Annotated in this window: 27 protein-coding genes; 19 read left to right on the forward strand and 8 right to left on the reverse strand. The window is 71.7% G+C overall.

Features of this window, described 5'->3' with window-relative positions:
* The first annotated feature begins 20 nt into the window (after positions 1-20).
* Positions 21-425: an SRPBCC domain-containing protein gene (locus tag ACZ3ZD_RS01560; protein ID WP_467392348.1), complete on the forward strand. Its 405-nt coding sequence runs from the start codon at positions 21-23 to the stop codon at positions 423-425.
* Here the strand turns inward: ACZ3ZD_RS01560 and ACZ3ZD_RS01565 are convergent.
* Together ACZ3ZD_RS01565 and ACZ3ZD_RS01570 are read right to left on the reverse strand one after the other, a co-directional pair.
* Positions 422-1,828 carry a condensation domain-containing protein gene (locus ACZ3ZD_RS01565; RefSeq protein ID WP_467392350.1) on the reverse strand — a complete coding sequence of 469 codons (1,407 nt, stop codon included), beginning with the start codon at positions 1,826-1,828 and terminating at the stop codon, positions 422-424. The genes ACZ3ZD_RS01560 and ACZ3ZD_RS01565 overlap by 4 nt on opposite strands.
* A 169-nt stretch (positions 1,829-1,997) precedes the next feature.
* The gene (locus ACZ3ZD_RS01570; RefSeq protein ID WP_467392352.1) at positions 1,998-2,222 is read right to left on the reverse strand and encodes a hypothetical protein; all 225 of its coding nucleotides are present in this window, start codon (positions 2,220-2,222) and stop codon (positions 1,998-2,000) included.
* 76 nt (positions 2,223-2,298) lie between these two features.
* Here ACZ3ZD_RS01570 and ACZ3ZD_RS01575 point away from each other — a divergent pair, with 76 nt between their 5' ends.
* From ACZ3ZD_RS01575 to ACZ3ZD_RS01615, 9 genes are all read left to right on the forward strand, one after another.
* On the forward strand, positions 2,299-3,750 hold the full coding sequence (locus ACZ3ZD_RS01575) for a menaquinone biosynthesis decarboxylase (protein WP_467392354.1): 1,452 nt from the start codon (positions 2,299-2,301) through the stop codon (positions 3,748-3,750).
* On the forward strand, positions 3,747-4,649 hold the full coding sequence (gene mqnP, locus ACZ3ZD_RS01580) for a menaquinone biosynthesis prenyltransferase MqnP (protein WP_467392356.1): 903 nt from the start codon (positions 3,747-3,749) through the stop codon (positions 4,647-4,649). Before ACZ3ZD_RS01575 ends, mqnP begins: the two co-directional genes overlap by 4 nt.
* A 94-nt stretch (positions 4,650-4,743) precedes the next feature.
* Entirely contained in the window at positions 4,744-5,394 is a 651-nt protein-coding gene (locus ACZ3ZD_RS01585; protein WP_467392358.1) for a UbiX family flavin prenyltransferase, read from the forward strand.
* Between the two features lie 75 nt (positions 5,395-5,469).
* Positions 5,470-5,925, forward strand: coding sequence for an Lrp/AsnC family transcriptional regulator (locus ACZ3ZD_RS01590; RefSeq protein ID WP_103812702.1), 456 nt, complete (start codon positions 5,470-5,472; stop codon positions 5,923-5,925).
* Between the two features lie 38 nt (positions 5,926-5,963).
* The gene (gene mqnE, locus ACZ3ZD_RS01595; protein ID WP_467392360.1) at positions 5,964-7,127 is read left to right on the forward strand and encodes an aminofutalosine synthase MqnE; all 1,164 of its coding nucleotides are present in this window, start codon (positions 5,964-5,966) and stop codon (positions 7,125-7,127) included.
* 96 nt (positions 7,128-7,223) lie between these two features.
* The gene (locus ACZ3ZD_RS01600) at positions 7,224-7,880 is read left to right on the forward strand and encodes a UdgX family uracil-DNA binding protein (RefSeq protein WP_467392362.1); all 657 of its coding nucleotides are present in this window, start codon (positions 7,224-7,226) and stop codon (positions 7,878-7,880) included.
* A gap of 16 nt (positions 7,881-7,896) precedes the next feature.
* Positions 7,897-8,421, forward strand: coding sequence for a GNAT family N-acetyltransferase (locus ACZ3ZD_RS01605; RefSeq protein ID WP_467392364.1), 525 nt, complete (start codon positions 7,897-7,899; stop codon positions 8,419-8,421).
* A gap of 80 nt (positions 8,422-8,501) precedes the next feature.
* Positions 8,502-8,810 (forward strand): DUF4229 domain-containing protein, encoded by a 309-nt coding sequence (locus ACZ3ZD_RS01610; RefSeq protein WP_467392365.1) that lies wholly within the window; start codon positions 8,502-8,504, stop codon positions 8,808-8,810.
* Positions 8,811-8,841: 31 nt separating this feature from the next.
* Positions 8,842-9,483 carry a TetR/AcrR family transcriptional regulator gene (locus ACZ3ZD_RS01615; RefSeq protein ID WP_467392367.1) on the forward strand — a complete coding sequence of 214 codons (642 nt, stop codon included), beginning with the start codon at positions 8,842-8,844 and terminating at the stop codon, positions 9,481-9,483.
* Between the two features lie 98 nt (positions 9,484-9,581).
* On the opposite strand, the gene ACZ3ZD_RS01620 is transcribed toward ACZ3ZD_RS01615, so the two are convergent.
* Positions 9,582-10,448 carry a MaoC/PaaZ C-terminal domain-containing protein gene (locus ACZ3ZD_RS01620; protein ID WP_467392369.1) on the reverse strand — a complete coding sequence of 289 codons (867 nt, stop codon included), beginning with the start codon at positions 10,446-10,448 and terminating at the stop codon, positions 9,582-9,584.
* Between the two features lie 286 nt (positions 10,449-10,734).
* On the opposite strand from ACZ3ZD_RS01620, the gene ACZ3ZD_RS01625 reads away from it, so the two are divergent.
* Positions 10,735-12,675 carry an AMP-dependent synthetase/ligase gene (locus tag ACZ3ZD_RS01625; protein WP_467392371.1) on the forward strand — a complete coding sequence of 647 codons (1,941 nt, stop codon included), beginning with the start codon at positions 10,735-10,737 and terminating at the stop codon, positions 12,673-12,675.
* Between the two features lie 69 nt (positions 12,676-12,744).
* Here ACZ3ZD_RS01625 and ACZ3ZD_RS01630 read toward each other — a convergent pair whose 3' ends face one another.
* On the reverse strand, positions 12,745-13,374 hold the full coding sequence (locus ACZ3ZD_RS01630; RefSeq protein WP_467392373.1) for a class I SAM-dependent methyltransferase: 630 nt from the start codon (positions 13,372-13,374) through the stop codon (positions 12,745-12,747).
* Between the two features lie 85 nt (positions 13,375-13,459).
* On the opposite strand from ACZ3ZD_RS01630, the gene ACZ3ZD_RS01635 reads away from it, so the two are divergent.
* On the forward strand, positions 13,460-15,109 hold the full coding sequence (locus ACZ3ZD_RS01635; RefSeq protein WP_467392375.1) for a serine/threonine-protein kinase: 1,650 nt from the start codon (positions 13,460-13,462) through the stop codon (positions 15,107-15,109).
* 98 nt (positions 15,110-15,207) lie between these two features.
* Here ACZ3ZD_RS01635 and ACZ3ZD_RS01640 read toward each other — a convergent pair whose 3' ends face one another.
* Positions 15,208-15,411, reverse strand: a complete 204-nt coding sequence (locus ACZ3ZD_RS01640; RefSeq protein WP_004984723.1) for a cold-shock protein — start codon at positions 15,409-15,411, stop codon at positions 15,208-15,210.
* Positions 15,412-15,697: 286 nt separating this feature from the next.
* Here ACZ3ZD_RS01640 and ACZ3ZD_RS01645 point away from each other — a divergent pair, with 286 nt between their 5' ends.
* From ACZ3ZD_RS01645 to ACZ3ZD_RS01665, 5 genes are all read left to right on the forward strand, one after another.
* The gene (locus tag ACZ3ZD_RS01645; protein ID WP_467392377.1) at positions 15,698-16,546 is read left to right on the forward strand and encodes a menaquinone biosynthetic enzyme MqnA/MqnD family protein; all 849 of its coding nucleotides are present in this window, start codon (positions 15,698-15,700) and stop codon (positions 16,544-16,546) included.
* A gap of 53 nt (positions 16,547-16,599) precedes the next feature.
* Positions 16,600-17,445 (forward strand): prepilin peptidase, encoded by an 846-nt coding sequence (locus tag ACZ3ZD_RS01650; protein ID WP_467393263.1) that lies wholly within the window; start codon positions 16,600-16,602, stop codon positions 17,443-17,445.
* Positions 17,446-17,515: 70 nt separating this feature from the next.
* On the forward strand, positions 17,516-18,715 hold the full coding sequence (mqnC, locus tag ACZ3ZD_RS01655) for a cyclic dehypoxanthinyl futalosine synthase (RefSeq protein ID WP_467392379.1): 1,200 nt from the start codon (positions 17,516-17,518) through the stop codon (positions 18,713-18,715).
* A 34-nt stretch (positions 18,716-18,749) separates the two neighbouring features.
* Positions 18,750-19,355, forward strand: coding sequence for an imidazolonepropionase-like domain-containing protein (locus ACZ3ZD_RS01660; RefSeq protein WP_467392381.1), 606 nt, complete (start codon positions 18,750-18,752; stop codon positions 19,353-19,355).
* A 161-nt stretch (positions 19,356-19,516) separates the two neighbouring features.
* Positions 19,517-20,212, forward strand: a complete 696-nt coding sequence (locus ACZ3ZD_RS01665; RefSeq protein ID WP_467392383.1) for a demethylmenaquinone methyltransferase — start codon at positions 19,517-19,519, stop codon at positions 20,210-20,212.
* Here the strand turns inward: ACZ3ZD_RS01665 and ACZ3ZD_RS01670 are convergent.
* A complete protein-coding gene (locus ACZ3ZD_RS01670; RefSeq protein ID WP_467393265.1) occupies positions 20,199-20,516 on the reverse strand; it encodes a PASTA domain-containing protein in 318 nt (105 codons plus the stop codon). The two genes, ACZ3ZD_RS01665 and ACZ3ZD_RS01670, sit on opposite strands and share 14 nt — an antisense overlap.
* A gap of 301 nt (positions 20,517-20,817) precedes the next feature.
* Here ACZ3ZD_RS01670 and ACZ3ZD_RS01675 point away from each other — a divergent pair, with 301 nt between their 5' ends.
* Positions 20,818-22,110, forward strand: coding sequence for a geranylgeranyl reductase family protein (locus ACZ3ZD_RS01675; RefSeq protein WP_467392385.1), 1,293 nt, complete (start codon positions 20,818-20,820; stop codon positions 22,108-22,110).
* A 67-nt stretch (positions 22,111-22,177) separates the two neighbouring features.
* Here ACZ3ZD_RS01675 and def read toward each other — a convergent pair whose 3' ends face one another.
* Entirely contained in the window at positions 22,178-22,801 is a 624-nt protein-coding gene (gene def, locus ACZ3ZD_RS01680; protein ID WP_467392387.1) for a peptide deformylase, read from the reverse strand.
* Positions 22,802-22,928: 127 nt separating this feature from the next.
* Positions 22,929-23,747 (reverse strand): C40 family peptidase, encoded by an 819-nt coding sequence (locus tag ACZ3ZD_RS01685; RefSeq protein WP_467392389.1) that lies wholly within the window; start codon positions 23,745-23,747, stop codon positions 22,929-22,931.
* A 744-nt stretch (positions 23,748-24,491) separates the two neighbouring features.
* On the opposite strand from ACZ3ZD_RS01685, the gene ACZ3ZD_RS01690 reads away from it, so the two are divergent.
* The gene (locus tag ACZ3ZD_RS01690; protein ID WP_003992243.1) at positions 24,492-24,851 is read left to right on the forward strand and encodes an NADH-quinone oxidoreductase subunit A; all 360 of its coding nucleotides are present in this window, start codon (positions 24,492-24,494) and stop codon (positions 24,849-24,851) included.
* Positions 24,852-24,861 lie beyond the last annotated feature (10 nt).

Consider the following 24,861-nt stretch of genomic DNA (forward strand, 5'->3'; position numbering starts at 1 on the left):
CGCGGGGGCAGGCTGGTGTCATGAGCGGTTCCATCGCACAGGGCACCAGCCAGACGCACGGGAACATGCACATCCTGCACTTCGTGGTGCAGCTCTCGCGCCCGATGGAGGACGTCTGGGCCGCGGTGGCCACGGCCGAGGGGCTGGCGTCCTGGTTCACCCCCGCCGAGGTGCTCGAACACCGGCTCGGCGGCGCGGTCACCCTGCGCGACCTGGGCAGCGGGCAGGTGACCGCGTGGGACGTGGACCGGGTCGCGGAGTACACGCTGGAGGGCGCCGGCCGGCTCCGGTTCCACCTGGAACGGGAGGGCGAGGACGCCAGCGTGCTCCGCTTCACGCACGAGTCCCAGGGCGAGGAGGAGTCCGAGCAGCGCTGGCGCGACCGGTTCGGACGCCTCATCGAGGCACTGGGCGAAGACGCCTAGGACACCGCGGAGAGGCTGCCGTCGGCCACCGAGGCGATCCGGTCCCGCAGCCGCTCCACGTACAGCCGCATGGTCTTCACGGCGATGTCCGTGTCCGGGTACCGGCTCGCCAGCCACAGCCCCTCGGGAAGCCGGTTCACCCACACGCACACCTGGTCGCCGTACGACACCCGCATCAGCCCGTACGCCTTCAGCCCGGTCCAGCGCTCGGCGCCCGGGATACCGCGGGCGTCGACGTACGACACGATCGAGTGCAGGTCCGGTGAGGTCGGCCGGAAGTCGGTGCCGAGCAGGCGCAGCACCCGGGCCAGCGGCATCCGGGCCAGCGCCCGGTTCGCCTGGAGTTCGGCGCGCACCGCCCGCAGCACCTCCGGGAAGCCGCGGGTACGGCCCACCGGCACCTCGATCGGGGCGCCGCCCACGTACCAGCCCACCGAGTCGCTCCACCGGGACTTCACCCGGGTGTGGAACGGCACCACCGTCCGGTACACCGGCTGCCCGCCGAGTTCGTGCACGATGAGCCCGGTCGCGGCCAGCAGCCCGACCATGCTGCCGCCGTACGGCCGGCAGTACGCCTCGAACGCCGCCGCCGTGTCCGCGTCCGCCAGCGGCTCGCACAGCATCTGCTGCGTGGGCAGCGGGCCGCCGGGCGTCAGGCCGAGGTCGACCGGGAAGGCGGGCAGGGTGCCGTCGCAGCGGCGGATGAACTCCCGCCAGCGCTCCACGATCGCGTGCCGGCTGTCCAGGCCGTCCGCGCCGGCCCGCTCGATCCCGCAGAAGTCGACGTAACTGGCCGCCGGAGCGAGATCGTCCGGCTCGGTGCCGGCCAGGCCCGCCGCGTACAGCTCGTGGATCTCGGCGGCGATCCGCTGCACCGAGTAGGCGTCGACGTTGCTGTGGTCGAACGCCATGTACACGCTCGCGCCGTCGTCGCGTACCACCGCCGTGTAGATCAGGTTCGGCCAGCGCAGCGCGTCCGCGACCGTGTCGAAGCGGTGCTGGAGGTGGCGTACCAGGTCGTCGGCGTCGGGGAAGTCGCCCGCGTCCGCGCGGTGCAGGGACACCTCGGCCGCGTCGAGCGTGAACCGGCGCAGTTCGTCACCGGCCCAGCGGAAGCCGCTGCGCAGCGTCTCGTGCCGCAGGGTCCAGGTGTGCAGGGCCCGCTCCAGCACCGTGAGGTCGAGCGGGCCGGGCAGGTCGAAGGCGGTGCCGAGCCAGGTCGGCACGAACAGCCCGTCCTCGCGGACGCTCCTGGCCGTCCTGATGTGCGACTCCTGGATGTAGGCGGGCGGCCGGGAGTCCTGCGGCCGCGCCGTCGCCGCCGCGACGGTCGCCGGGCTCAGCGTCCACTCGACGAGCCGACCCGGCCGGACCTCGCAGCGCTGGATGTCAGTGATTCGCACGCGTCTCCCATCGCCGAAGGGGCCCGGTCTTCGGGCCCCCCTGCAAGGCAATGCCGTCAGACGCGGCCGGGACATGCCCGTCCGGGCCATTTCAACGGAACGGGTGGCAGACCGAACGCAGAAGTGATTAACCCTGGGTGACGGCGAGGGCAGGATTCGGGCGACGGGCCTACCGGTCCCGCCGGGGGTCGTCCCCGTCCCGGGGGCGGTCGTCCAGGGACTTCAGGAACTCCGGGTTGTCGTCCGGGGCGACCCAGGTCTCGGCGGTGCGCCGGTGCCGCTCGGCCGGGGTGGGGCCGCTCGCCGGACCGCGCCCGGTCCGGCCGGTGAACAGCCAGGCGACGGAGTACACCAACAGCGCCAGGACCAGCAGGAACGGCAGATACCTGAGCATGGCCGCGCGTACCCCCCACGCCGTGAACGGACCCTGGTGACCGGGCCAGGGTAGCGGGTGGCAGATACTGGGGGGCATGGCTTACGACGATCTTCGCTCCCTGCTGCGGGCGCTGGAGCGCGAGGGAGACCTCAAGCGCATCAAGGCCGAGGTGGACCCGTACCTGGAGGTCGGGGAGATCGTCGACCGGGTGCAGAAGTCCGGCGGGCCGGCGCTGCTCTTCGAGAACGTGCGCGGCTCGGACATGCCCCTCGCCATGAACGTGTACGGCACCGACCGCCGCCTGCTGAAGGCGCTGGGCCTGAAGTCGTACGGCGAGATCTCCGAGAAGATCGGCGGCCTGCTGCGGCCCGAGCTGCCGCACGGCTTCGTCGGTGTGCGCGAGGCCTTCGGCAAGCTGGGCGCGATGGCCCACGTCCCCCCGCGCAAGGTCAAGGAGGCGCCGGTACAGGAGGTCGTCCTGCGCGGCGACGACGTCGACCTCGACCGGCTCCCGGCGCTGTTCACCTGGCCGAAGGACGGCGGCTCCTTCTTCAACCTGGGCCTGACCCACACCAAGGACCCCGAGAGCGGCGTCCGGAACCTGGGCCTGTACCGGCTGCAGCGCCACGACCGGCGCACGATCGGCATGCACTGGCAGATCCACAAGGACAGCCGGAACCACTACCAGGTGGCCGCACGCCGGGGCGAACGCCTGCCGGTCGCCATCGCCTTCGGCTGCCCGCCCGCCGTGACGTACGCCTCCACCGCCCCCCTCCCCGGCGACATCGACGAGTACCTGTTCGCCGGTTTCCTCGCGGGCAAGCGCATCGAGATGGTCGACTGCAAGACGGTCCCGCTCCAGGTGCCGGCCAACGCCGAGGTGGTCCTGGAGGGCTGGCTGGAGCCGGGCGAGATGCTCCCCGAGGGCCCCTTCGGCGACCACACCGGCTTCTACACCCCGCAGGAGCCCTTCCCGGCGCTGACGATCGACTGCGTGACGATGCGCAGGCGCCCGCTGCTCCAGTCGATCGTGGTCGGCCGCCCGCCGACGGAGGACGGCCCCCTCGGCCGCGCCACGGAACGCTTCTTCCTGCCCCTGCTCAAGATCATCGTCCCGGACATCGTGGACTACCACCTGCCCGAGGCCGGCGGCTTCCACAACTGCGCGATCGTCTCGATCGACAAGAAGTACCCGAAGCACGCGCAGAAGGTGATGCACGCGATCTGGGGCGCCCACATGATGTCCCTGACCAAGCTGATCGTGGTCGTGGACGCCGACTGCGACGTGCACGACCTGCACGAGGTCGCCTGGCGGGCCCTCGGCAACACCGACTACGCCCGCGACCTCACGGTCGCCGAAGGCCCCGTCGACCACCTCGACCACGCCTCCTACCAGCAGTTCTGGGGCGGCAAGGCGGGCATCGACGCCACGAGGAAGTGGCCGGAGGAGGGCTACACCCGGGACGGGGGCTGGCCGGACATGGTCCTGCCGGACCCGGATACGGCGGCCCTGGTGGACCGCCGCTGGAAGGAGTACGGACTGTGACGTCGGCATCCGCCGCCATCCCCCGGCCGGGCCGCACCAAGGCCTTCCTGCGCCTGGTGATGATCGAGCACTCGGTCTTCGCGCTGCCCTTCGCCTACATCGCCTCCCTGACGGCGATGTACGAGTGGGACCGCAACGTCCACTGGGTCCGCCTGCTGCTGGTCACCGTCTGCATGGTCGGCCTGCGCACCTTCGCCATGGCCGTCAACCGGATCATCGACCGCGAGATCGACGCCCGCAACCCGCGCACCGCCCACCGCGAGCTGGTGACCGGCGCGATGTCGGTCCGGCACGCCTGGACGGGCGCCCTGATCGCCCTGGTGGTCTTCCTGGGCGCGGCGGCCCTGCTCAACCCGCTCTGCCTGGCCCTGGCCCCGGTCGCGGTGATCCCGATGGTGGTCTACCCCTACGGGAAACGGTTCACCAACTTCCCGCAGGCCATCCTCGGTCTCGCCCAGTCCATGGGCCCCATCGGCGGCTGGCTGGCGATCAGCGGCGAGTGGTCCTGGACGGCGGTCGTGCTGGGCCTGGCCGTCGGCATCTGGATCGGCGGCTTCGACCTGATCTACGCCTGCCAGGACGTCGAGACCGACCGGGAGATCGGCGTCATGTCGGTCCCGGCGCGCTTCGGCATCCCGGCCGCGATCCATGGCGCGCGGGTCTGCCACGCCCTGACGACGGCCCTGTTCGTCTGGTACGGCCTGGCCACCCACGCCGGCGCCTTCTTCTGGCTGGGCCTGCTGATCGTCGCCGCCGCCTTCGTCTACGAGCACCGCATCGTCCGTCCCCACGACCTGTCCCGCCTGAACCGCGCGTTCTTCTCGGTCAACGGCTTCATCGGCATCGCCCTGTTCGTGTGCGCCCTCCTCGACCTGTTGGTCCGAGGCCTGACCGTCTGAGTACGGCCCGTTGATTCCGGGGCGGCCCACCCGGCCTGAGCCATGCCCGACCCACCGGTACGCTCAAGATGTGAACGCAGGAGAAACGCAGCGCGTGCCTTGGATCGTGGGGGTGTCCGGAGCCTCCGGTACGCCGTACGCCGCCGCGGTGCTGCGGGCGCTGCTGGCGGCGGGGGAAGCGGTGGACCTGGTGGTCAGCCGGGCCTCGCGGCTGACGCTGCTGGACGAGACGGGGATCTCGTTCCGGGACGCCCACTGGCAGGACGACCTGCGGGAATGGCTCGCCCGTGGCGCCGACGGCAAGCCGGGCACCTTCGACGTGGACACCAGCGGCGTGCGGTACTGGAACGCGGGCGACCTCGCCGCCGGCCCGTCCTCGGGGTCGTACCCGGTGAAGGGCATGCTCATCGTGCCCGCCTCCACCGCCTGCGTGGCCGGCGTGGCGCTCGGCCTGTCGAAGGACCTGCTCCAGCGTGCGGCGAGCGTCACACTCAAGGAACGCCGGACGCTGGTCGTGGCCGTACGGGAGACCCCCCTCAACGGGCAGACGCTGCGCCACCTCGTCGCCCTGGACGACGCCGGCGCCACCGTCGTCCCGGCCTCGCCCGCCTTCTACGCGGGCGCCACCCACATCCAGGACCTGGTGGACTTCGTCGCCGGCCGGGTGCTGGACGCCGCCGGCGTCCGGCACGGCCTGTACCGGCGCTGGAAGGGCGAACTCGGCGGCGGCACAGCGGGCGCGTAAGGCAAGCAGCAGTACCCCTCAGCACTTCAGGAACTTTCACCACTTCAGGAACTTTCACCGGAAGGCTTCGATCGCATGGACGCGGTGGACAGGCAGCTCATCCAGGCCCTGAGGGAGAACGGCCGGGCCTCCTACGCGGAACTGGGGCGCCTCGTCGGCCTGTCGGGACCCAGCGTCACCGACCGCATCAACCGGCTGGAGGCGGCCGGTGTCATCACCGGCTACCGCGCCACGGTGGACGCGGCCTCCCTCGGCCTCGGCGTCACCGCGCTGATCGGCATCTCCCTGTCCGACGCCGCCGACCACGAGGACGTCGCCCAGCGGCTGCGGGACCTGCCGGAGATCGAGGACTGCTGGTTCATCGCCGGCGACGACTCCTTCATGCTCAAGGTGCGCTCGACGGACGTCGACGGCCTGGAGAAGACCATCCGCCGGCTCAGCGGCACCAAGGGCGTCTCCCGCACCCGCACCACCATCGTGCTGTCCACGAAGTGGGAGAACCGGGTCGGGGAGCTGCCCGAAGAGGTCTAGGGATACCGTTGGTCGGGCTGTCGTAGAAAGGTGTTGGCATGGACGTCGGACTCAAGCGCGAGCTGGAGCAGAAGGTCCGCTCCGGTGAGCGGCTGACCCGCGAGGACGGCATCGCGCTGTACGAGTCGGACGACCTGGCCTGGCTCGGCGGCCTCGCCCACGAGGTCCGCACCCGCAAGAACGGTGACGTCGTCCACTTCAACGTCAACCGGCACCTCAACATGACCAACGTGTGCACGGCCTCCTGCGCCTACTGCTCCTTCCAGCGCAAGCCGGGCGAGAAGGACGCGTACACGATGCGCATCGAGGAGGCCGTCAAGCTCGCCAAGGCGATGGAGTCGGACAACCTCACCGAGCTGCACATCGTCAACGGCCTGCACCCGAACCTGCCGTGGCGCTACTACCCGCGCTCCCTGCGCGAGCTGAAGGCCGCTCTGCCGGACGTGTCGCTGAAGGCCTTCACGGCGACGGAGATCCACCACTTCGAGACGATCTCCGGACTGTCGGCCTCGGAGATCCTGGACGAGCTGATCGACGCCGGCCTGGAGTCCCTCACCGGCGGTGGCGCGGAGATCTTCGACTGGGAGGTCCGGCAGCACATCGTGGACCACCGCACCCACTGGGAGGACTGGTCCCGCATCCACCGCCTGGCGCACGAGAAGGGTCTGAAGACCCCGTGCACCATGCTGTACGGCCACATCGAGGAGCCCCGCCACCGCGTCGACCACGTCCTGCGGCTGCGTGAACTCCAGGACGAGACCGGCGGCTTCCAGGTCTTCATCCCGCTGCGCTACCAGCACGACTTCGTGGACATGAAGGACGGCAAGATCCGCAACCGCCTCCAGGCGCGGACGCAGATGGCCACCGGTGCCGAGGCCCTGAAGACCTTCGCCGTCTCCCGTCTCCTCTTCGACAACGTCCCGCACGTCAAGGTCTTCTGGGTCATGCACGGCGTCCAGACCGCCCAGCTCGCCCTCCAGCACGGCGCCGACGACATGGACGGCTCGGTCGTCGAGTACAAGATCACCCATGACGCGGACAACTACGGCACGCCGAACAAGCTGACCCGTGAGGACCTCCTCGAACTGATCCGCGACGCCGGCTTCCGCCCGGTGGAGCGGAACACCCGCTACGAGATCATCCGCGAGTACGACGGCCCCGACCCCGCCCGCCGGGAGTCGCCGCAGCCGATGCGGGTCTGAGGCGCTCCGCCGGTACGAGCAGGCGCTCGTGCGGGCGCCGGAGCGCGGGGGCCGGTCGTGCCGTTCCCCGCGCCCCCGGGCGGGTACCCGGGGCGCATGCCCACCACGGCACCCGAAGACCGGTACGACGCCGCTCCCTTCGTTCCCGAGAGCGCCGGCCTGGACGCCCTCCGCCGGGCCGCCGCACACTGCCACGGCTGCCCCCTGCACCGCGCCGCCGGCCGGACGGTCTTCGGTGCCGGACGGGCCGACGCCCGCCTGATGCTCGTGGGGGAGCAGCCCGGCGACCAGGAGGACCGGCAGGGCAGGCCGTTCGTCGGCCCCGCCGGCAAGCTCCTCGACCGGGCCCTGGCGGACGCCGGCCTCGACCCCGCCGAGGCCTATGTCACCAACGCGGTGAAGCACTTCAAGTTCACCCGGGCCGAGCCCGGCAAGCGCCGCATCCACAAGGCGCCCAGCCTGCGGGAGATGACGGCCTGCGGCCCCTGGCTGGCCGCGGAGCTGGCGCTGGTGGAGCCGGAGCTGATCGTGGTCCTGGGCGCGACGGCCGGCAAGGCCCTGCTGGGGTCGTCGTTCCGGGTCGGCGAGGTACGCGGGACCGTGCTCGAACGGGAGATCCACGGCTGGCCGGAGCGGCTGGTGCCGACCGTGCACCCGTCCTCGGTGCTGCGCGCCCGGGACGGCGAGGACCGCACCGCGGCCTACCAGGGCCTGGTGGCCGACCTGAAGGTGGCCGCACACACCCTCGGGTAATAAGTAAACTTCCCCTGTGCCTCTTACCTTCACCTTGGATCCGGCGATCACCCCCGCCCTCCGCGACGGCATCCTCGACCTGTGGACGGACGTCTCCAACGCCGGCGGCGCCGTCGGCTTCGTCCCGCCGGTGACCCGTGCCGAGGTGCGGCCGGAGCTGGTGCGCCACTTCGTCCAGATGGCCGAGGGGCGCACCCGGCTGCTGGTCGGCCACGACGAGGCCGGCGAGGTCGCGGCGACCGCCTTCCTCACGCTCAACACGCACCGGTTGATGACGCACTGGGTGTGGCTGTACACCGTCATGGTCCACCCCCGCCACCAGGGCCGGGGCTACGGCCGCGACCTGCTGGCCGCCGCAGCTGACGCGGCCCGGGGGATCGAGGGCGTCCGGGCGATCCGGCTGACCTGCCGGGGCGGACACGGCCTGGAGCGGTTCTACGCCTCCTGCGGCTACAAGGAGGTCGGCCGCGTCCCCGACGCCATCCGGGCCGCGCCCGGTGACGACCGCGACGAGGTGTTCATGCTGCTGCCGCTCGGCTGAACCCACCCCCCTGCGTGATCGCCCCCGGTCCGTGCTTCACTGGACGATGACCCCTTTTGGAATCGGACGAGTGGATTGAGATGCTCCGCTACACGCTGATGCGCCTCGGAATCTTCGCGGGCTGCCTCGTGATCGTCTGGGGTGCCGTCTACTCGGGCATCTTCCCGCGCGGCTTCGGCGCCTCCAACGGCCTGTGGGTGCTGCTGCTCGCCCTGGTCCTGTCGGCGCCGATCAGCTGGGTGGCGCTGCGCAGGGAGCGGGACCGGGCGTCCGTGCAGATCGTGGGCAGGGTCGACCGGATGAAGGCCAACCTGGACGCCAACCGCAGCCAGGAGGACGGCGTCGACGACGCCTCGCGGACGCAGGGCGAGGCCGCCGCACCCCACTAGCGCGGTTCCCGGCCCAACTAGTCTTGCCCTCATGGGTGCCGTCAAGACCAAACGGATGCCGAGGGCGGTACGCGAGCAGCAGATGCTCGACGCTGCCGTACGGATCTTCGGGCAGCGCGGGTACATGGCCGCCTCGATGGACGAGATCGCCGAACTTGCGGGCGTGTCCAAGCCGTTGGTCTACCTGTACCTGAACTCCAAGGAAGACCTCTTCACCGCCTGCATCCGCCGCGAGGCCGCCGCGCTCACCGAGGCCGTCCGGGCGGGGGTCCGGCCGGAGCTGCCCGCCGACCGGCAACTGTGGGACGGCCTCCAGGCGTTCTTCGCGCACACCGCCGAGCACCCCGACGGCTGGTCGGTGCTGCACCTCCAGGCCCGTACGCACGGGGAGCCCTTCGCGACCGAGGTCGCCGTGATGCGCACGGAGATCGTCGCGTTCGTGACCCGGCTGGTCGCGGAGGCGGCCCGCGCGGCCCACCAGGACCCCGGCCTGCCGGAACACGAGGTCGCCGGGCTGGCCGAGGCCCTGGTCGGCGCCGCCGAGGCCCTCGCCGCGTGGGCCAACACCACCCCCGGAGTCACGGCTCGCCAGGCGGCGGCCACCCTGATGAACTTCGCCTGGTCGGGCCTGGGCAACCTGATGCGGGGGCGCCGGTGGGAGCCGCCGCCGTAGGGAATCCGCCGCTACGGCGCGTCCACGGGGGCCGCCGGTACGACGCGTTGCCGGGAGCCGCTGCCGCTACGGCGTATTGCCGGGGCCGCCGGCGGTACCTAGCTCACCGCCCCCCACAGATGCAGGCGTCCTGCGCCGCCCCGGAGTTCGAAGCGGCCGTTGCCGTCGGCTCCGTAGGTCACCGTGCCCGGCAGCAGTACCGGCGCCCGGAAGCCGGCCCGCACCACGGCGGAGCCCTCCGTGCCGTGCGCGGCCAGGCAGCGGGCGAGGGTCCACATGCCGTGCGCGACGGCCCGCGGGAAGCCGAAGAGGCGGGCGGTGAGCGGGTGCAGGTGGATCGGGTTGCGGTCGCCGGACGCGGCCGCGTACCGCCGCCCCACGTCCCCGGCGAGGCCCCACTCGGCGACGACGGGCAGCCGCACGCCGGTGTCCTCCCGTGGCCCGGGCGACCCGGCCGGGCCGGTGCGGTGCCGGGCCAGATACGTGCTCCGGGACTGCCACACCGCCTTCCCGCCCGAGTGGAGCTCCGTCACCACCGCGGCCTCGGTCCCGCGCCGGTGCGGGGCCAACCCGTCCACGTGGACGGACAGTTCGTACTCCCCGTCGGCGGCCAGGGGCGCGCCCCGCACGATCTCGACCGACGTGTGGACCAGGCCGAGCAGCGGCAGCGGGAAGTCCCGGCCGCTCATCAGCCGCATGGCCAGCGGGAATCCGAGCACGTGCGGATAGGTGACCGGCAGATCGGGCTCGCCGGTCGGGAAGCCGCAGACCCGCTCGTACGCGGCCAGCTTCGCCAGGTCCACGCGCACCCCGGGCAGCACCAGGCGGCCGCGCGGGAAGGCCGCGTCGGGGGCGGGGCGCTTGAAGGGCGAGCGCAGGGCGCCCCTGGCCAGCAGCGGGGCCAACGCGGGCGGCGCGGTGAGGGTGAACGCCGTACCGGTGAGGCTGAGGTGGCGGTCGGCCATGTGCGACTCCCGCACGTCGGGGTTCCGGTGGACTGGTTCTTACTCCAAAGTAAGGTTACCGGAGGTAAGTCGACATGGGCCACGGCCGCGCCTCCCGGCCCGTCCCCTCCCGGCCAAAGGTGAACACCCGTCACATAACCCGCGAGGTTGCACATCCCCGGCCCCGGACCATCCCCGAACCCGCACAACCCCCTCACAGTGAAGTCGTACGATCACCTGCCTAACCAGCGGTAACCCCGTCCGCGCGGGGCCGACCGCAGGCGCACGCACGCCAGAGGAGCCGCCCGTGTCCACGCCGTACCCCCACCCGCCCGCCTCCTCCGGCATCCACGTCCCCGCCACCGACTACGACGGCCGCCCGGTCCTCGTCGAACCCGGGATACGCCGGCTGGACGGCGCCGTACGCGAGGTGTCCGTCCCGCCGTTCGCGGCCCCCGTCACCCACGGCTCCCTCGCCGACCTGCCGTACGACAACGCGGAGGCGGCACCCGACAAGGTCGTCCTCGGCCGGAGAAGAGCCGACGGCGGCTGGACGGACGTCACGGCGGCCGAGTTCGCCGCCCAGGTGCAGGCGGTGGCCACGGGCCTGATCGCCGAGGGCCTGATGCCCGGCGACCGGATCGCCGTCATGGCCCGTACGACCTACGACTGGACCCTCCTGGACTTCGCGGCCTGGGCCGCCGGCCTGGTCACCGTCCCCGTCTACCCGACCTCCTCCGTCTTCCAGACCCGCTGGATCCTGCACGACTCCGGCGCGGTCGCCCTGGTCACCGAGACCGCCGCCCAGGCCGCCGCCATCGGCCCCGAACTGCCCCACCTGCCCGACCTGCGCCATGTGTGGGTGATGGAGAAGGACCACGTGGCCCGGCTCGCCGAGACCGGCGCGCCGGTACCGGAGGGAGAGGTCGGCGTACGCCGGGGCATGCTCGGCCCCGACACGCTCGCCACCCTGATCTACACCTCCGGCACCACCGGCCGCCCCAAGGGCTGCGCCCTCTCCCACCGCAACTTCTTCGCCGAGGTCGACAACGCGATCGAACTCCTCTACCCCGTCTTCAAGGCGAAGGACGAGGATCCCTCGGTCCTGCTCTTCCTCCCCATGTCCCATGTCTTCGGCCGGATGGTGGCCATCGCCTGCGTCCGCGCCCGCGTCCGCCTCGGCCACGCGCCCAGCCTGGCGCCCCAGGACCTGCTGCCGGACCTGGCCGCCTTCCGGCCGACCGCGCTGCTGACCATCCCCTACATGCTGGAGAAGATCTACAACTCCGCGCGCGCCAAGGCGGAGGCGGGCGGCCGGGCGCCGGTCTTCGACCGCGCGGCGGCCGTGGCCCGGCGCTACGGCGAGGCGCTGGAGGCCCACCAGACCGGCACCGGCAGCGGCCCGAGCCGCGCCCTGAAGACCCAGCGCACCTTCTACGACCCCCTCGTCTACCGCCGTATCCGCACCGCCATGGGCGGCCGCGTCCGGTACGCCATCTGCGGCGGCTCCCCGCTCGGCCGACGCCTCGCCGCGTTCTACGCCGGCGCCGGCATCCAGATCTTCGAGGGCTACGGCCTCACGGAGACCACCGGCGCCTCCACGGTCACCCCGCCCCTCAAACCCCGCCTGGGCACGGTCGGCTGGCCGCTGCCGGGCACGCGGGTGCGGATCGCGGCGGACGGCGAGATCCTGCTCGCCGGGGACCATGTGCTGCGCGGCTACTGGGACCCGCAGGCCGGCGGAGTCGTCCCCGCGACCCGTGACGGCTGGCTGCCCACCGGCGACCTCGGCGAACTGGACGACGAGGGCTACCTCACCATCACCGGCCGCAAGAAGGAACTCCTGATCACGGCGGGCGGCAAGTCGGTCGCCCCGGCCCCGCTGGAGAACTGGCTGCGCCAGCACCCGCTGATCTCCCAGGTGATGCTGGTGGGCGACGCCCGCCCGTACGTGGCGGCCCTCATCACCCTCGACCCCGACGGCATCACGCACTGGCGCCAGATGATCGGCAAACACCCGGTACCGCCGGAACTCCTCGTCGGCGACGAGGAACTGACGGCCGTCCTCCAACGCGCGATCGACGAGGCCAACCGCATGGTCTCCCGCCCCGAATCCATCCGCCGCTTCACCGTCCTCCCCGTGGACTTCACGGAGACAGCGGGCCACCTCACCCCCTCGATGAAACTCCGCCGAGCCCGGATCCTGAAGGACTTCGCCGCGCAGGTGGAGGAGTTGTACGGAGGGTGAGGGGGGCCACCGGACCCGGCCCGCACTCGTCCTCCGACCGGGTTAGGCACCCCACCGCCCTCCGCCTGGTCAGTGTTTCCTCCGGGCGAGAAGGAACGCCTGGGGGGCCGAGTCCCCGAGCTTTTCGTCGCGTTCGCGCACCGTGGTGGAGTGGACGGTGAAACCGGCGTCGCACAGCAGCCCGGCCATGTGCTCGGGTCGACGCCGGAGGAAGTCGAGGGTGACCGGCAGACCGAACGGGTGCTCCAGCCGAAGCGGCGTGTCGCCGGCCTGGAAGGCGAGCAGCAGGTGGCCGCCCGGAGCCAGGACGCGGTGGAACTCGGCGGCGAGCGCGGGGAGTTCGTCCACAGGTGTGTGGATGCTGGAGTACCAGGAGACGACCCCGCCCAGCGAACCGTCGGCCACCGGCAGCTCACGCATGGAGCCGTGCTCGAACCGGAGCCCGGGGAACTCGCGGCGGGCGACGGCGATCATGGACTCGGAGAGGTCGACGCCGTGGACGGACAGCCCCAGGCCGGCGAGGTGGGCGGTGACCGCGCCGGGGCCGCAGCCGAGGTCGGCCACCGGGCGGCCGGGGCCGACCAGTTCGGCGTACGCGGCGAGCAGGGCCCGCTCCAGGGGCCGGTCGGCGAGCGGGTGGGGGAAGTACGCGGCGTACTCCTCGGCGATGGTGTCGTAGAAGGTGCGGGTGTCGGTCATGGGGAGGGAACGTAGCGGACCCCACCGACAGCCCCCTTAGGCTGCTGCTCTTGGCCAACGCATCACACCGGGGGGTACTGGGGCCGTGAACAATGCGACGGAGGTCTTCCAGCCGCTTCAGGCGGACGATCCACCCGTGGTGGCCGGTTACCGGCTCGCCGCCCGGCTGGGCGCCGGCGGTATGGGCCGGGTCTACCTGTCCCACACACAGGGCGGCCGGCCCGTCGCGCTGAAGGTCGTACGGCCGGAGCTGGCGGACGATCCGGACTTCCGGCGGCGGTTCCGGCGGGAGATCACGGCGGCCCGGCGGGTCCGGGGGGCGTACACCGCCGAGCTGATCGACGCGGACGCGGACGGCGTGCCGCCGTGGCTGGCCACGCTGTACGTGCCGGGGCCGTCGCTGACGGAGGCGGTGGCCCGGCGGGGGCCGCTGCCGGTGCCGGCGGTGCTGTGGCTGATGGCGGGGGTGGCCGAGGCGTTGCAGGCGATCCACGCCGAGGGGATCGTGCACCGGGACCTCAAGCCGTCGAACGTGCTGCTGGCCGCCGACGGGCCCCGGGTGATCGACTTCGGTATCGCACTGGCCGCCGACGGCACGTCGTACACGGCCACCGGCGGCACGATCGGCACGCCGTCGTTCATGGCGCCCGAGCAGGCGGTCGGCGACGAGGTGACGGCGGCCACGGACGTCTTCGCGCTCGGGCAGACCGCCGCGTTCGCCGCGCTGGGCAGGCCGCTGTACGGCGACGGGGCGGCCTTGAACGTGCTGTACCGGATCGTGCACTCCGCGCCCGACCTGGACCTGCTGCCCGAGCCGCTGCGTCCGCTGCTGGCCCGGTGCCTGGCCGCCGATCCGGCACGGCGGGCGACTCCGGCGGAGGTCGTGGAATGGTGCCGGCAGCGGCTGGAGGCGCAGGCCGACACGGGCGGGGGACCGGCCGTGTGGCGGGAGATCACCGGACCGGAGGCCGTGGCCCCGGCACCGGTACCCGAGCCCACCCGCGCGTACCCGCACCCCCACGCCCCGGCCCCGCAGCAGCCCGTCACCTACCCGCAGTCGCCGACCGGATGGCCCCGGTGGACGCCGGAGGAGCGCGGGGCCCGGCGGCGGCGTGCCGCGCTGGTCTCGGTGGCCGGTGTGCTGGGCGGTGCGCTGCTGGCGGTGCTGCTGGCGTGGGCGGTGATGAACACGGGGGACGAGTCGAGCGGGCGGAGCGTGACGACCGGTTCCTCACCGGACGACGGGGTGGCGTCGGCCTCCTCCCGTGTGCCGGGCTCTCCCCGTGCGTCGGGCTCCTCCCGTGCGTCGGGTTCGGGGGCCGGTGACAGCGCGCCCTCGGCCTCGGCCCGGGACCCGCGGCCGGAGGATCACGCCCCGGTGTGGCTGGACGCGAAGACCTCGCTGAGCCTCAGGGACAAGGACCCGGCGCGCAAGGACCGCAAGGGGGACATCCGGTTCGACTGCCGGGCGACCGGCTGCGAGCTGAAGAGCGACAGCGCCGTGTTCGTGCAGATGTACGGCGCCCACGGCACCACCCTGGACGAGTGCCGTCTGATGCTCGGGAGCGCCCACGCGCACAGCTGGACGCTGGCCGGGGCGGCACCCGGGAGCGAGTTCTGCGTGAAGGACACCGAGGGGAACATCGGGCTGTACGTGATCCAGACGAAGTCCACCGCGGTGCCGGACATCGCCTTCCTGACCGCCGACCTGACCATCTGGCGGAAGGCCGTCTGAACCATCCCGCAGGGCCCCTGGGGAAAGGCAGGAGCCCCGTCGCCGGATGGCGCGGGGCTCCTTGGGTACTGCACTCAGGTTCTGCGATCAGGCAGTGATCAGACGGGAGTGACGTTCTCCGCCTGCGGGCCCTTCGGGCCCTGCGTCACGTCGAAGCTCACCTGCTGGTTCTCCTCGAGGGAGCGGAAGCCGGTGGCGTTGATCGCGGAGTAGTGAACGAAGACGTCGGGGCCGCCGCCCTCCTGGGCGATGAAGCCAAAGCCCTTTTCGGCGTTGAACCACTTAACGGTTCCGGTAGCCATAAGCCCTCCTTGGGCTCAAAAGGGTTGCCCTGCTCCAGAACCTGCAAGTGCGAAACGGTGCTGCACGACTGCATTCGTCTGAAAACGACGAGAGCCTGCGGTTACATGCTCCGCAGGCTCTGTACTGCAAGGGAAACCAAACTGCAACTTGCGGCAAGCCTAGCATCCGGGCAGCCGAAAGCAAGAGAGGTCAAGATCACTTCACTCGGAGGTTTGAACGTCCGCTAGCCCGTTTGGGGGCGGGGTCGATCCCGGCCCCGTGGCGCACGGGGTCTAGTCTCGCGATGTGGACAATTCTCGCACCCGGCCGCGCGTCGGCCACATCCAGTTCCTGAACTGCCTGCCCCTCTACTGGGGGCTCGCGAGAACCGGCACGCTCCTCGACTTCGAGCTGACCAAGGACACCCCGGAGAAGCTCAGCGAGCAGATCGTGCGCGGGGACCTGGACATCGGCCCCGTCACCCTGGTCGAGTTCCTGCGCAACGCGGACGATCTCGTCGCCTTCCCCGACATCGCCGTCGGCTGCGACGGTCCGGTGATGTCCTGCGTGATCGTCTCGCAGGTCCCGCTGGACCGGCTGGACGGCTCCCGGGTCGCCCTCGGCTCGACCTCGCGCACCTCGGTCCGGCTCGCCCAGCTCCTGCTCGCCGACCGCTACGGCGTACAGCCCGACTACTACACCTGCCCGCCCGACCTCAGCCTGATGATGCAGGAGGCGGAGGCCGCCGTCCTCATCGGCGACGCGGCCCTGCGCGCGAACCTGCTCGACGGGCCCCGCTACGGCCTCCAGGTGCACGACCTCGGCGCGCTCTGGAAGGAGTGGACCGGTCTGCCGTTCGTCTTCGCGGTGTGGGCGGCCCGGCGTGACTACCTCGAACGCGAGCCGTCGATCACCCGCAAGGTGCACGAGGCCTTCCTGGAGTCCCGCAACCTCTCCCTGGAAGAGGTCCACAAGGTCGCCGAACAGGCCGCCCGCTGGGAGGCGTTCGACGAGACCGTCCTGGAGCAGTACTTCACCACCCTCGACTTCAGCTTCGGCGGCCCGCAGCTGGAGGCCGTCGCCGAGTTCGCCCGCCGGGTCGGGCCGACCACCGGTTTCCCGGCCGACGTACGGGTGGAACTGCTCCAGGCCTGAACGGGGTAGGAACCCGGGGCAGGCCGGCCGTGGGGGAGGGGAGCGTGGGCGGGGTGACCACCGGGGTGCTCGTGCTCGGCGCCCTCCTGTGGGGCGCGCTGGCGGGGGCGCTGCTGCCCCGCGCCGCCTACCGCTTCGCCGTACCGTCCGGTGAGCCCTGGCGCACCCACTGCCCGGCCGGCCGCCATCCCCTCCGGGGGTGGCTGGGCGGGGCGCGGTGCGGCCCGTGCGCGCGCCTGCACTCCGGCGCGGACGACGGCACGGGCGAGGACGCCGCAAGCGACCCCCGCGAAGGTGAACGCGCGGGCGCCCAGGGGCCTTCGCCCGTGCCCGCGCCCGTCGCGCCGTACCCGCCGTACGCCCCCTCCGCACTTCTCCTCGCCACCGTCGGCGCCCTCGTCTGCGGCGCCCTCGCCGCCGCCACCGGCACCCGGCCCGAGCTGGCGGTCTGGCTGCTGCTCGCCCCTGTCGGTGTGCTGCTCGCCGCCGTCGACTTCCGTGTGCAGCGGCTGCCCGACCCGCTGACCCTCCCGCTCGCCGCCACCGCCCTCGCCCTGCTCGGCCTCGCCGCCCTGCTCCCCGAACACGCCGGCCACTGGCGCACCGCCCTCTACGGCGCCCTCGCGCTCGGCGCCGGCTACTACGCGCTGTACCGCGTCAACCCGGGCGGCATGGGCTTCGGCGACGTGAAGCTGGCCGTCGGCGCGGGTGCCGTACTCGGCTGGTACGGCTGGCCCACCGTGCTGCTCGGCACCTTCGCCGGGTTCCTGCTGGGCGCGCTCTACGGCGGCGTGCTCGTCCTGGCCCGGCGCGCGGGACGCAGGACGGCCGTACCGTTCGGCCCGTTCCTGCTGGCCGGTGCCCTCGCCGGGCTGCTGGCCGCCGCGTACGCGGCCTGAGGTCCTTCGCCCGAAACGGCTGGCGTAGGCTGGATCGGTCTGCCCCACTGCTTGACGAAAGGGACGCCCGGTGACCGAGAAGGCCGACCTCCAGTCCGTGCTCGACCGAGCCGCAGCGGGCGGACGCATCACGCCCGAGGAGGCGCTCGACCTCTATCGCGACGCCCCCCTGCACGCCCTGGGCGCCGCCGCCGACGCCGTACGCCGCCGTCTGTACGCGGGCACCGAGCACATCGCCACGTACATCATCGAGCGGAACATCAACTACACGAACGTGTGCGTCACGGCGTGCAAGTTCTGCGCCTTCTACGCGGCCCCCAAGGACACGGCGAAGGGCTGGACCCGCGACCTCGACGACATCCTGCGCCGCTGCGCGGAGACCGTCGAACTGGGCGGCACCCAGATCATGTTCCAGGGCGGCCACCACCCGGACTACGGCGTCGAGTACTACGAGAAGCACTTCCGCGCCATCAAGGAAGCCTTCCCGCAGCTGGTCATCCACTCCCTGGGCGCGTCCGAGGTCGAGCACATGGCCCGGATCAGCGGGGTATCGGTCGAGGAGGCCATCACCCGCATCCACGAGGCCGGCCTGGACTCCTTCGCGGGCGCCGGCGCGGAGCTGCTCCCCGAGCGCCCCCGCAAGGCCATCGCGCCCCTCAAGGAGAGCGGCGAGCGCTGGCTGGAGATCATGGAGACCGCGCACCGGCTGGGCGTCGAGTCCACCTCCACCATGCTGATGGGCACCGGCGAGACCAACGCCGAGCGGATCGAGCACCTGCGGATGATCCGGGACGTACAGGACCGTACGGGCGGCTTCCGCGCCTTCATCCCGTACACCTACCAGCCCGAGAACAACCACCTGAAGGGCCGCACCCAGGCGACCCTCTTCGAGTACCTGCGGATGATCGCGATCGCCCGCCTCTTCCTGGACAACGTCCGCCACATCCAGGGCTCCTGGCTCACCACCGGCAAGGAGGTCGGCCAGCTGTCGCTGCACTACGGCGCCGACGACCTCGGCTCGATCATGCTGGAGGAGAACGTGGTCTCCTCGGCCGGTGCCCGGCACCGCTCCAACCGCCTGGAGATCATCGACCTCATCCGCAAGGCCGGCCGGGTTCCGGCGCAGCGCGCCACGACCTACGAGCACCTCGTCGTGCACGACGACCCGGCGAACGACCCCGCCGACGACCGCGTGGTCTCGCACATCTCCTCCACGGCCATCGAGGGCGGCACCGCCCACCCCGAGCTGAAGCTGCTCGCGTCGAACTAGGCCCTCTCTTTCGGAGAAAGGACCCAGGCGCGCCGTGCTGACGATCCACGCGGACTCCCGGGGCCACGCCGTCCTCGTCAGGGGCGAGCGCGTCGAGGCCGTCGGGCCCCTGGCGGAGCTGGCCGTCGCGCACCCGCACGCGCGCGTGCGCGACTGGCCCGGCATCCTCACGCCCGGGTTCGTCAACCCCCATGGCACCGAGCTGCTGGAGGAGTCGTACCACCCCGACCCCCGGGAGGCCGACGCCCTCGGCACCGAGCCGCTGACCGGGGACGCGCTGACCGCCCTCGGCCTCGACGACGCCCGCTGGGGGGCGAGCGCCCGGCGCGGGGTGCAGCGCATGTTCGCCCACGGCACGGTCGCGGCGGCCTGCGCCCCGCTGCGCAACCGCGCGGTACGGGACGCCGTGCGGCGCACCGGGCTCCACCTCCTGCCCCGCCCGCCCCATCGCGCCGGCGTCCCCTCCCTGGACCCGCTCGCCTCCGCCGTCCCGCCCACGACCCCGCCCGTCCCGGCCCCGGGGTCCCCGGCCGCCTTCGCCGTCTTCGACGTCCGCGACGAGGCGGAGCTGACCGCGCGGGGGGCGGGGACGTGCGTGGCCACGGTGATCGCGGGGAGGCTGGTGTTCCGGCGGCGCTGAGGGGTGCCCCACCGGACGGCCGGTGCTGAACGGTGGGTGGTGGACGGCCGGTGCCGGACGGCCGGTGCTGAACGGCCGGTGGTGGACGGCCGGTGCTGAACGACGGGTGCTGAACGGCCGGTGCTGAACGAAGGCGGCGGGCGGGCTGCAAGAATGGGCGGGTGACCCGCGCCTCCCTGAACAAGCAGCCGCACGAAGTCGCCTCGATGTTCGACGACGTGGCGGAACGGTACGACCTGACGAACGACGTGCTGTCGCTCGGCCAGGACCGGCGCTGGCGCAGGGAGGTGGCGAAGGCGGTCGACGCGCGCCCCGCGCAGAAGGTCCTCGACCTGGCCGCCGGTACGGCCACCTCCTCGCTGCCCTTCGCGCGGACGGGCGCGTACGTCGTCCCCTGCGACTTCTCCCTCGGGATGCTCCAGGTCGGCAAGAAGAAGCACACCTGGCTGCCGTTCACCGCGGGCGACGCGACGAGGCTGCCCTTCAAGGACGACACCTTCGACGCGGTGACGATCTCCTTCGGGCTGCGCAACGTGCAGGACACGGACGCGGCCCTGCGGGAGATGTACCGGGTCACCCGGCCCGGCGGGCGCGTGGTGATCTGCGAGTTCTCCCACCCGACATGGGCGCCCTTCCGGACCGTCTACACCGAGTACCTGATGCGGGCGCTGCCGTCGGTCGCGCGCGCGGTGTCCTCCAACCCGGACGCGTACGTCTACCTCGCCGAGTCCATCCGTGCCTGGCCCGACCAGCCCGCCCTCGGCGAGCGGCTGCGCAAGGCGGGCTGGTCGAAGGTGGCCTGGCGCAACCTCACCGGCGGTGTGGTCGCCCTGCACCGGGGCTTCAAGGAGAGCTGAAACCGGCCACCGGGCACGGCGTGCCGGGCTGGTCCAGCTCCCGTGGCAGTCCACCCGCCGGGGGCCGCGGCACGCGCGGTTCCCGCACGCCTCCGCCGCCCTCGCCGTCACCGAAGTCGAACCACACGTACACCATCGAGTCCGCCGGCACCTCGGCGCCGGGCTGCGGGTACTGGCGTACGACGTAGTCCACGACGGCGCGGTGGAACTCGGGGCGGTCCGGCGCGGTCAGGGACAGACCCCGCGCCCGGGCCGTTTCGCGCGCGTCCACGGCCATGAGGCCGACCAGACGCGGGACGCGCACTTCGGGTGTCTTGGGTGGTATGCGCACAGATCGTCACCCCCAGCGGTACTGGCAGGGTAACTCCCGCCCGGGCCGCCCGGAAGGCGTCGGTGGCATTCTGTGACAGATAACTACCGTGCGTGTTCGCGGGGAGGGTGGCCGATGACCTCCCCGGACTCGTCCAGCCGGGTCCACCGGCGGAAACCGGGCCCCGCGTCGGTGCACAGGGCAGCCCTTCAGCCGGGCGGTTCGTCCTGCTGAATAGACTGCCCATGTCCCGTGCCGGTCGGCACACTCGTTTCGAACTTGGGGAGATCCCGCCGTGACCGTCGTGACCGAGCCGCTCTCCGAGAACTCCGCCGATGTGATCGTCGTGGGAGCGGGGCCGGCCGGCTCCACGACCGCCTACCACCTCGCCAAGGCCGGTCTCGACGTGCTGCTCCTGGAGAAGACCGCGTTCCCGCGCGAGAAGGTCTGCGGTGACGGTCTCACCCCGCGCGCGGTGAAACAGCTCGTCGCCATGGGGATCGACATCTCCGAGGAGGCCGGCTGGCTGCGCAACAAGGGCCTGCGCATCATCGGCGGCGGCTCCCGGCTCCAGCTGGACTGGCCGGAACTCGCCGCCTACCCGAACTACGGACTGGTCCGCAAGCGCGACGACTTCGACGAGCAGCTCGCCCGCAACGCCCAGAAGGCGGGAGCGCGGCTGTACGAGCGCTGCAACGTGGGCGGCCCGGTCGTCGACGACCGCACCGGCCGCATCACCGGCGTCACCGCCAGGCTCGGCGAGGAGAAGCGCGAGGTCACCTTCCACGCGCCCCTGGTGGTGGCCGCCGACGGCAACTCCACCCGGCTGTCGCTCGCCATGGGCCTGCACCGCCGTGAGGACCGCCCGATGGGCGTCGCGGTCCGCACGTACTTCACCTCGCCCCGCCACGACGACGACTACCTGGAGTCCTGGCTGGAGCTGTGGGATCGGCGCGGCCCCCAGGACCGGCTGCTGCCCGGCTACGGCTGGATCTTCGGCATGGGCGACGGCACCTCGAACGTGGGCCTGGGCGTGCTCAACACCTCCGCCGCCTTCAAGGAGCTGGACTGGCGCGAGATCCTCAAGGCGTGGTGCGCCTCCATGCCGGAGGACTGGGGCTACACCCCGGAGAACATGACCGGCCCGATCCGCGGCGCCGCCCTGCCCATGGCCTTCAACCGCCAGCCGCACTACACGCGCGGGCTGCTGCTCGTCGGTGACGCCGGCGGCCTGGTGAACCCCTTCAACGGCGAGGGCATCGCCTACGCCATGGAGTCCGGCCAGATCGCCGCCGACGTCATCGTGCAGGCCCACGCGCGCGCGACGCCCGCCCAGCGGGAGATCGCCCTCCAGCGCTACCCGCGCGTCCTCAAGGACACCTACGGCGGCTACTACACGCTCGGCCGCGCCTTCGTGAAGCTCATCGGCAACCCGAAGGTCATGCAGATCGCCGCCCAGCGCGGCCTCACGCACCCGCTGCTGATGAAGTTCACCCTCAAGCTCCTCGCGAACCTCACCGACCCCACGGGCGGCGACGCGATGGACCGCATCATCAACGGGCTGAGCAAGGTCGCGCCGAAGGCGTGACTAGGTCCTTTCTTTCGGATCGGGTCGGCTTGGGTTGGCGACGCCGGCAAGATCCGAAAGAGAGGGCCTAGGAGCTGAACGCCGCCGCGTTGGCGGCCCGGCGGGCGTGCACCGCGTCCCGCCGGGCCGCCATCTGCCGTAGCGCGTCCTTCTTGTCCCGTTTCGAGAGCCGGTCCAGATAGACGTACCCGTGGGTGTGGTCGGTCTCGTGCACCAGGCACCGCGCGAAGTACCCCGTGCCCTCCAGGACGACCGGCCTGCCGTCCCTGTCCTGCCCGCGTACGACGGCCCGGTCCGGCCGCGGTACGGCCATCACGGCGCCGGGCACCGACAGACAGCCCTCGCCCTCGTCCAGCAGCCGCCGCCCGCTCGTGGGCGTGTCCAGCACGGGGTTGACGACGTGTCCGACATGCCGGACTCCATCGTCATCGGGGCAGTCGTACACGAACACCCCCAGATCGACCCCCACCTGATTGGCCGCCAGTCCCGCGCCCTCGGCGACGTACATGGTGCGGAACATGTCATCGATGAGCGCGGCGAGGTCGGGCCCGAACTCCGTGACGTCCCGGCACGGCTTGTGCAGCACCCGCTCGCCGACCTCGGCGATACGGCGCACCGCACCCCGCCGGGCCTCGGGGGCGTGGCGAGGGTGGTGGTCGGCGGCGATTCCCTGAACGAACACGCGTGGCATCGCGTGGCTCCTTCACTCGGCGTCGGACCGCCGGACGGCGGCCCGAGCCCAGCATGCCCGCAACGACGCGAGGGCCGCTGCCCCCGAGCGGCAGCGGCCCTGCGTGCGTGAGAGGTGCGGGGTGCGCTCAGAGCACCCGCACGGCGCCGGTGGGCTGGTCGTAGGACAGCGGGCGCTCCACGACGCCGCTGGAGGGGTTCTGGGCGCCCACGAACATCCCGTCGCCGACGTACACCGCGACGTGGTACGCGCTGCCCGCGCCGCCCCAGTACAGGATGTCGCCCGGCTGCAGGTTGTCGAGCGAGACCTGGGTGCCGGCGGTCGACTGGTCCTGGGAGACGCGCGGCAGGCTGATGCCGACCTGCTTGAAGGCCGTCTGCACCAGGCCGGAGCAGTCGTAGGCGGACGGGCCGGTGGCGCCGGAGACGTACGCCTTGCCGACCTGCGCCTTGACGAAGCTGATGACGGCCGCGGCGGAACCGGTGGCCGTGGAGGTGCTGGTGGACGTCGAGATGGAGCCGGTGTCCGCCGTGGTGGAGAGCGTGGTCCGCTCCGCGCTGCGCGAGGCGCGGGCTGCGGCCTCCCTGCGGGCGTCCTCCTGGGCCTTCTTCCTGGCCTCGGCCGCCTTGTGCTTGGCCTCGGCGAGGTCCGCCCTGGCCTCCTTCGCGGCCTTGGCGGCAGCCGCGTCACGCTCGGCCTGCAGCTGGTAGTTCGCGGCGGCCTGTTCGGTGGCGTCCGCGGACTGGGCCGCCTGAGCGGCCAGGTCGGCCGTCAGGGTGGGCAGTTCAAGGGTCTGCGTCACCGGCTCGGCCGCGTTCGCCGAGCCGGACGCCCCGGCGACTGCCAGGGTGCCGAGAACGCCACCGGCAACTCCGGCCCGCATCGCGAGGGTCGACGCGCTGCGGCGGGGCTTCCGGTGGCTGCGTATGTGAGCGGTGTGGGACATGGGAACAACCGGTACCAGGGGCTCCTTCATATCTTCAAGAAACGTGTGGTGCGCCACAGTTACTCAATCGAGCCCCCAAATGCCCGGCGCATGGCTCTTTATTGACGCCGTAACGGACATTGTGGACGCCCGTGATCAAGCCCTTGATCACGGTCTTTGATCATTACGTCCGAATTGCCCTCGGCCTACCATCGGTTGGGGTCGTTGGCCAAGCCCGGTTCTCAGGGACCTCTCATCGATGTGGCGGAGGTCACGCAACGGCCACCGCCGCGACCGCGTCCCGCGCGCGCCCGGCTCGTGAACGCGCGCACGTGCCCCGACCCCCGTCCACACCCCGCCCCTCATCTCCCCCTGATGTGTGAACGGGGCCTCTACCAGTCCGCCGCGTCCAGCGCCAATTTGCATGCACCGGAACTCTCTTGATATTGAGACGCCGCCTCCGGCCTGCGATGACAGGCGAGATTGTCACCTCTGGTGATCAACTGAACGCTTCGGGTGTGAAGATCACCCATCATCCGACTTCATGATCCTTCGTCAGGTGGTGGAGATCACAAAGCTTGTGCAATACCCCGTGTCGCAGATCACAGAGCGGCGGGCATAAGATGCGAGGCAGTTGGGCTTGTGACCTGCTTCACATGTTCTCGATCTTCGCCCGGGACGAGCGGGGCTCGTGGGACCGGTGAGGCGGACGTGAGCCCCGTGCAACCGCCAGCAGTCAGCGCCGACTGAGAGGAGCGAGGAGCGGTGAACGCGTATGCGCCCATCCTCGTACTGGGAGCCCTCGGGGCAGGCTTTGCGATCTTCTCCGTGGTCATGGCCACGCTGATCGGTCCGAAGCGGTACAACCGCGCCAAGCTCGAGGCCTACGAGTGCGGCATCGAGCCGACCCCCACGCCGGCCGGCGGCGGGCGCTTCCCCATCAAGTACTACCTGACGGCGATGCTCTTCATCGTCTTCGACATCGAGATCGTCTTCCTCTACCCCTGGGCCGTCACCTTCGACGCCCTGGGGATCTTCGGGCTCGTGGAGATGCTGCTCTTCGTGCTCACCGTCTTCGTCGCGTACGCGTACGTATGGCGGCGCGGCGGCCTGGAATGGGACTGAGGGGCCTTTA

The organism is Streptomyces sp. NPDC023481 (genome assembly GCF_055560195.1).

Bases quoted from the DNA above. Each gene is read 5' to 3' on its own strand.
- ACZ3ZD_RS01590 (WP_103812702.1), top strand. From the start codon at position 5,470: ATGGACGCGGTGGACAGGCAGCTCATCCAGGCCCTGAGGGAGAACGGC.
- ACZ3ZD_RS01600 (WP_467392362.1), top strand. From the start codon at position 7,224: ATGCCCACCACGGCACCCGAAGACCGGTACGACGCCGCTCCCTTCGTT.
- ACZ3ZD_RS01615 (WP_467392367.1), top strand. From the start codon at position 8,842: ATGGGTGCCGTCAAGACCAAACGGATGCCGAGGGCGGTACGCGAGCAG.
- ACZ3ZD_RS01640 (WP_004984723.1), bottom strand. From the start codon at position 15,411: ATGGCTACCGGAACCGTTAAGTGGTTCAACGCCGAAAAGGGCTTTGGC.
- ACZ3ZD_RS01560 (WP_467392348.1), top strand. From the start codon at position 21: ATGAGCGGTTCCATCGCACAGGGCACCAGCCAGACGCACGGGAACATG.
- ACZ3ZD_RS01570 (WP_467392352.1), bottom strand. From the start codon at position 2,222: ATGCTCAGGTATCTGCCGTTCCTGCTGGTCCTGGCGCTGTTGGTGTAC.
- ACZ3ZD_RS01610 (WP_467392365.1), top strand. From the start codon at position 8,502: ATGCTCCGCTACACGCTGATGCGCCTCGGAATCTTCGCGGGCTGCCTC.
- ACZ3ZD_RS01685 (WP_467392389.1), bottom strand. From the start codon at position 23,747: ATGTCCCACACCGCTCACATACGCAGCCACCGGAAGCCCCGCCGCAGC.
- ACZ3ZD_RS01575 (WP_467392354.1), top strand. From the start codon at position 2,299: ATGGCTTACGACGATCTTCGCTCCCTGCTGCGGGCGCTGGAGCGCGAG.
- mqnE (WP_467392360.1), top strand. From the start codon at position 5,964: ATGGACGTCGGACTCAAGCGCGAGCTGGAGCAGAAGGTCCGCTCCGGT.
- ACZ3ZD_RS01630 (WP_467392373.1), bottom strand. From the start codon at position 13,374: ATGACCGACACCCGCACCTTCTACGACACCATCGCCGAGGAGTACGCC.
- ACZ3ZD_RS01620 (WP_467392369.1), bottom strand. From the start codon at position 10,448: ATGGCCGACCGCCACCTCAGCCTCACCGGTACGGCGTTCACCCTCACC.
- def (WP_467392387.1), bottom strand. From the start codon at position 22,801: ATGCCACGCGTGTTCGTTCAGGGAATCGCCGCCGACCACCACCCTCGC.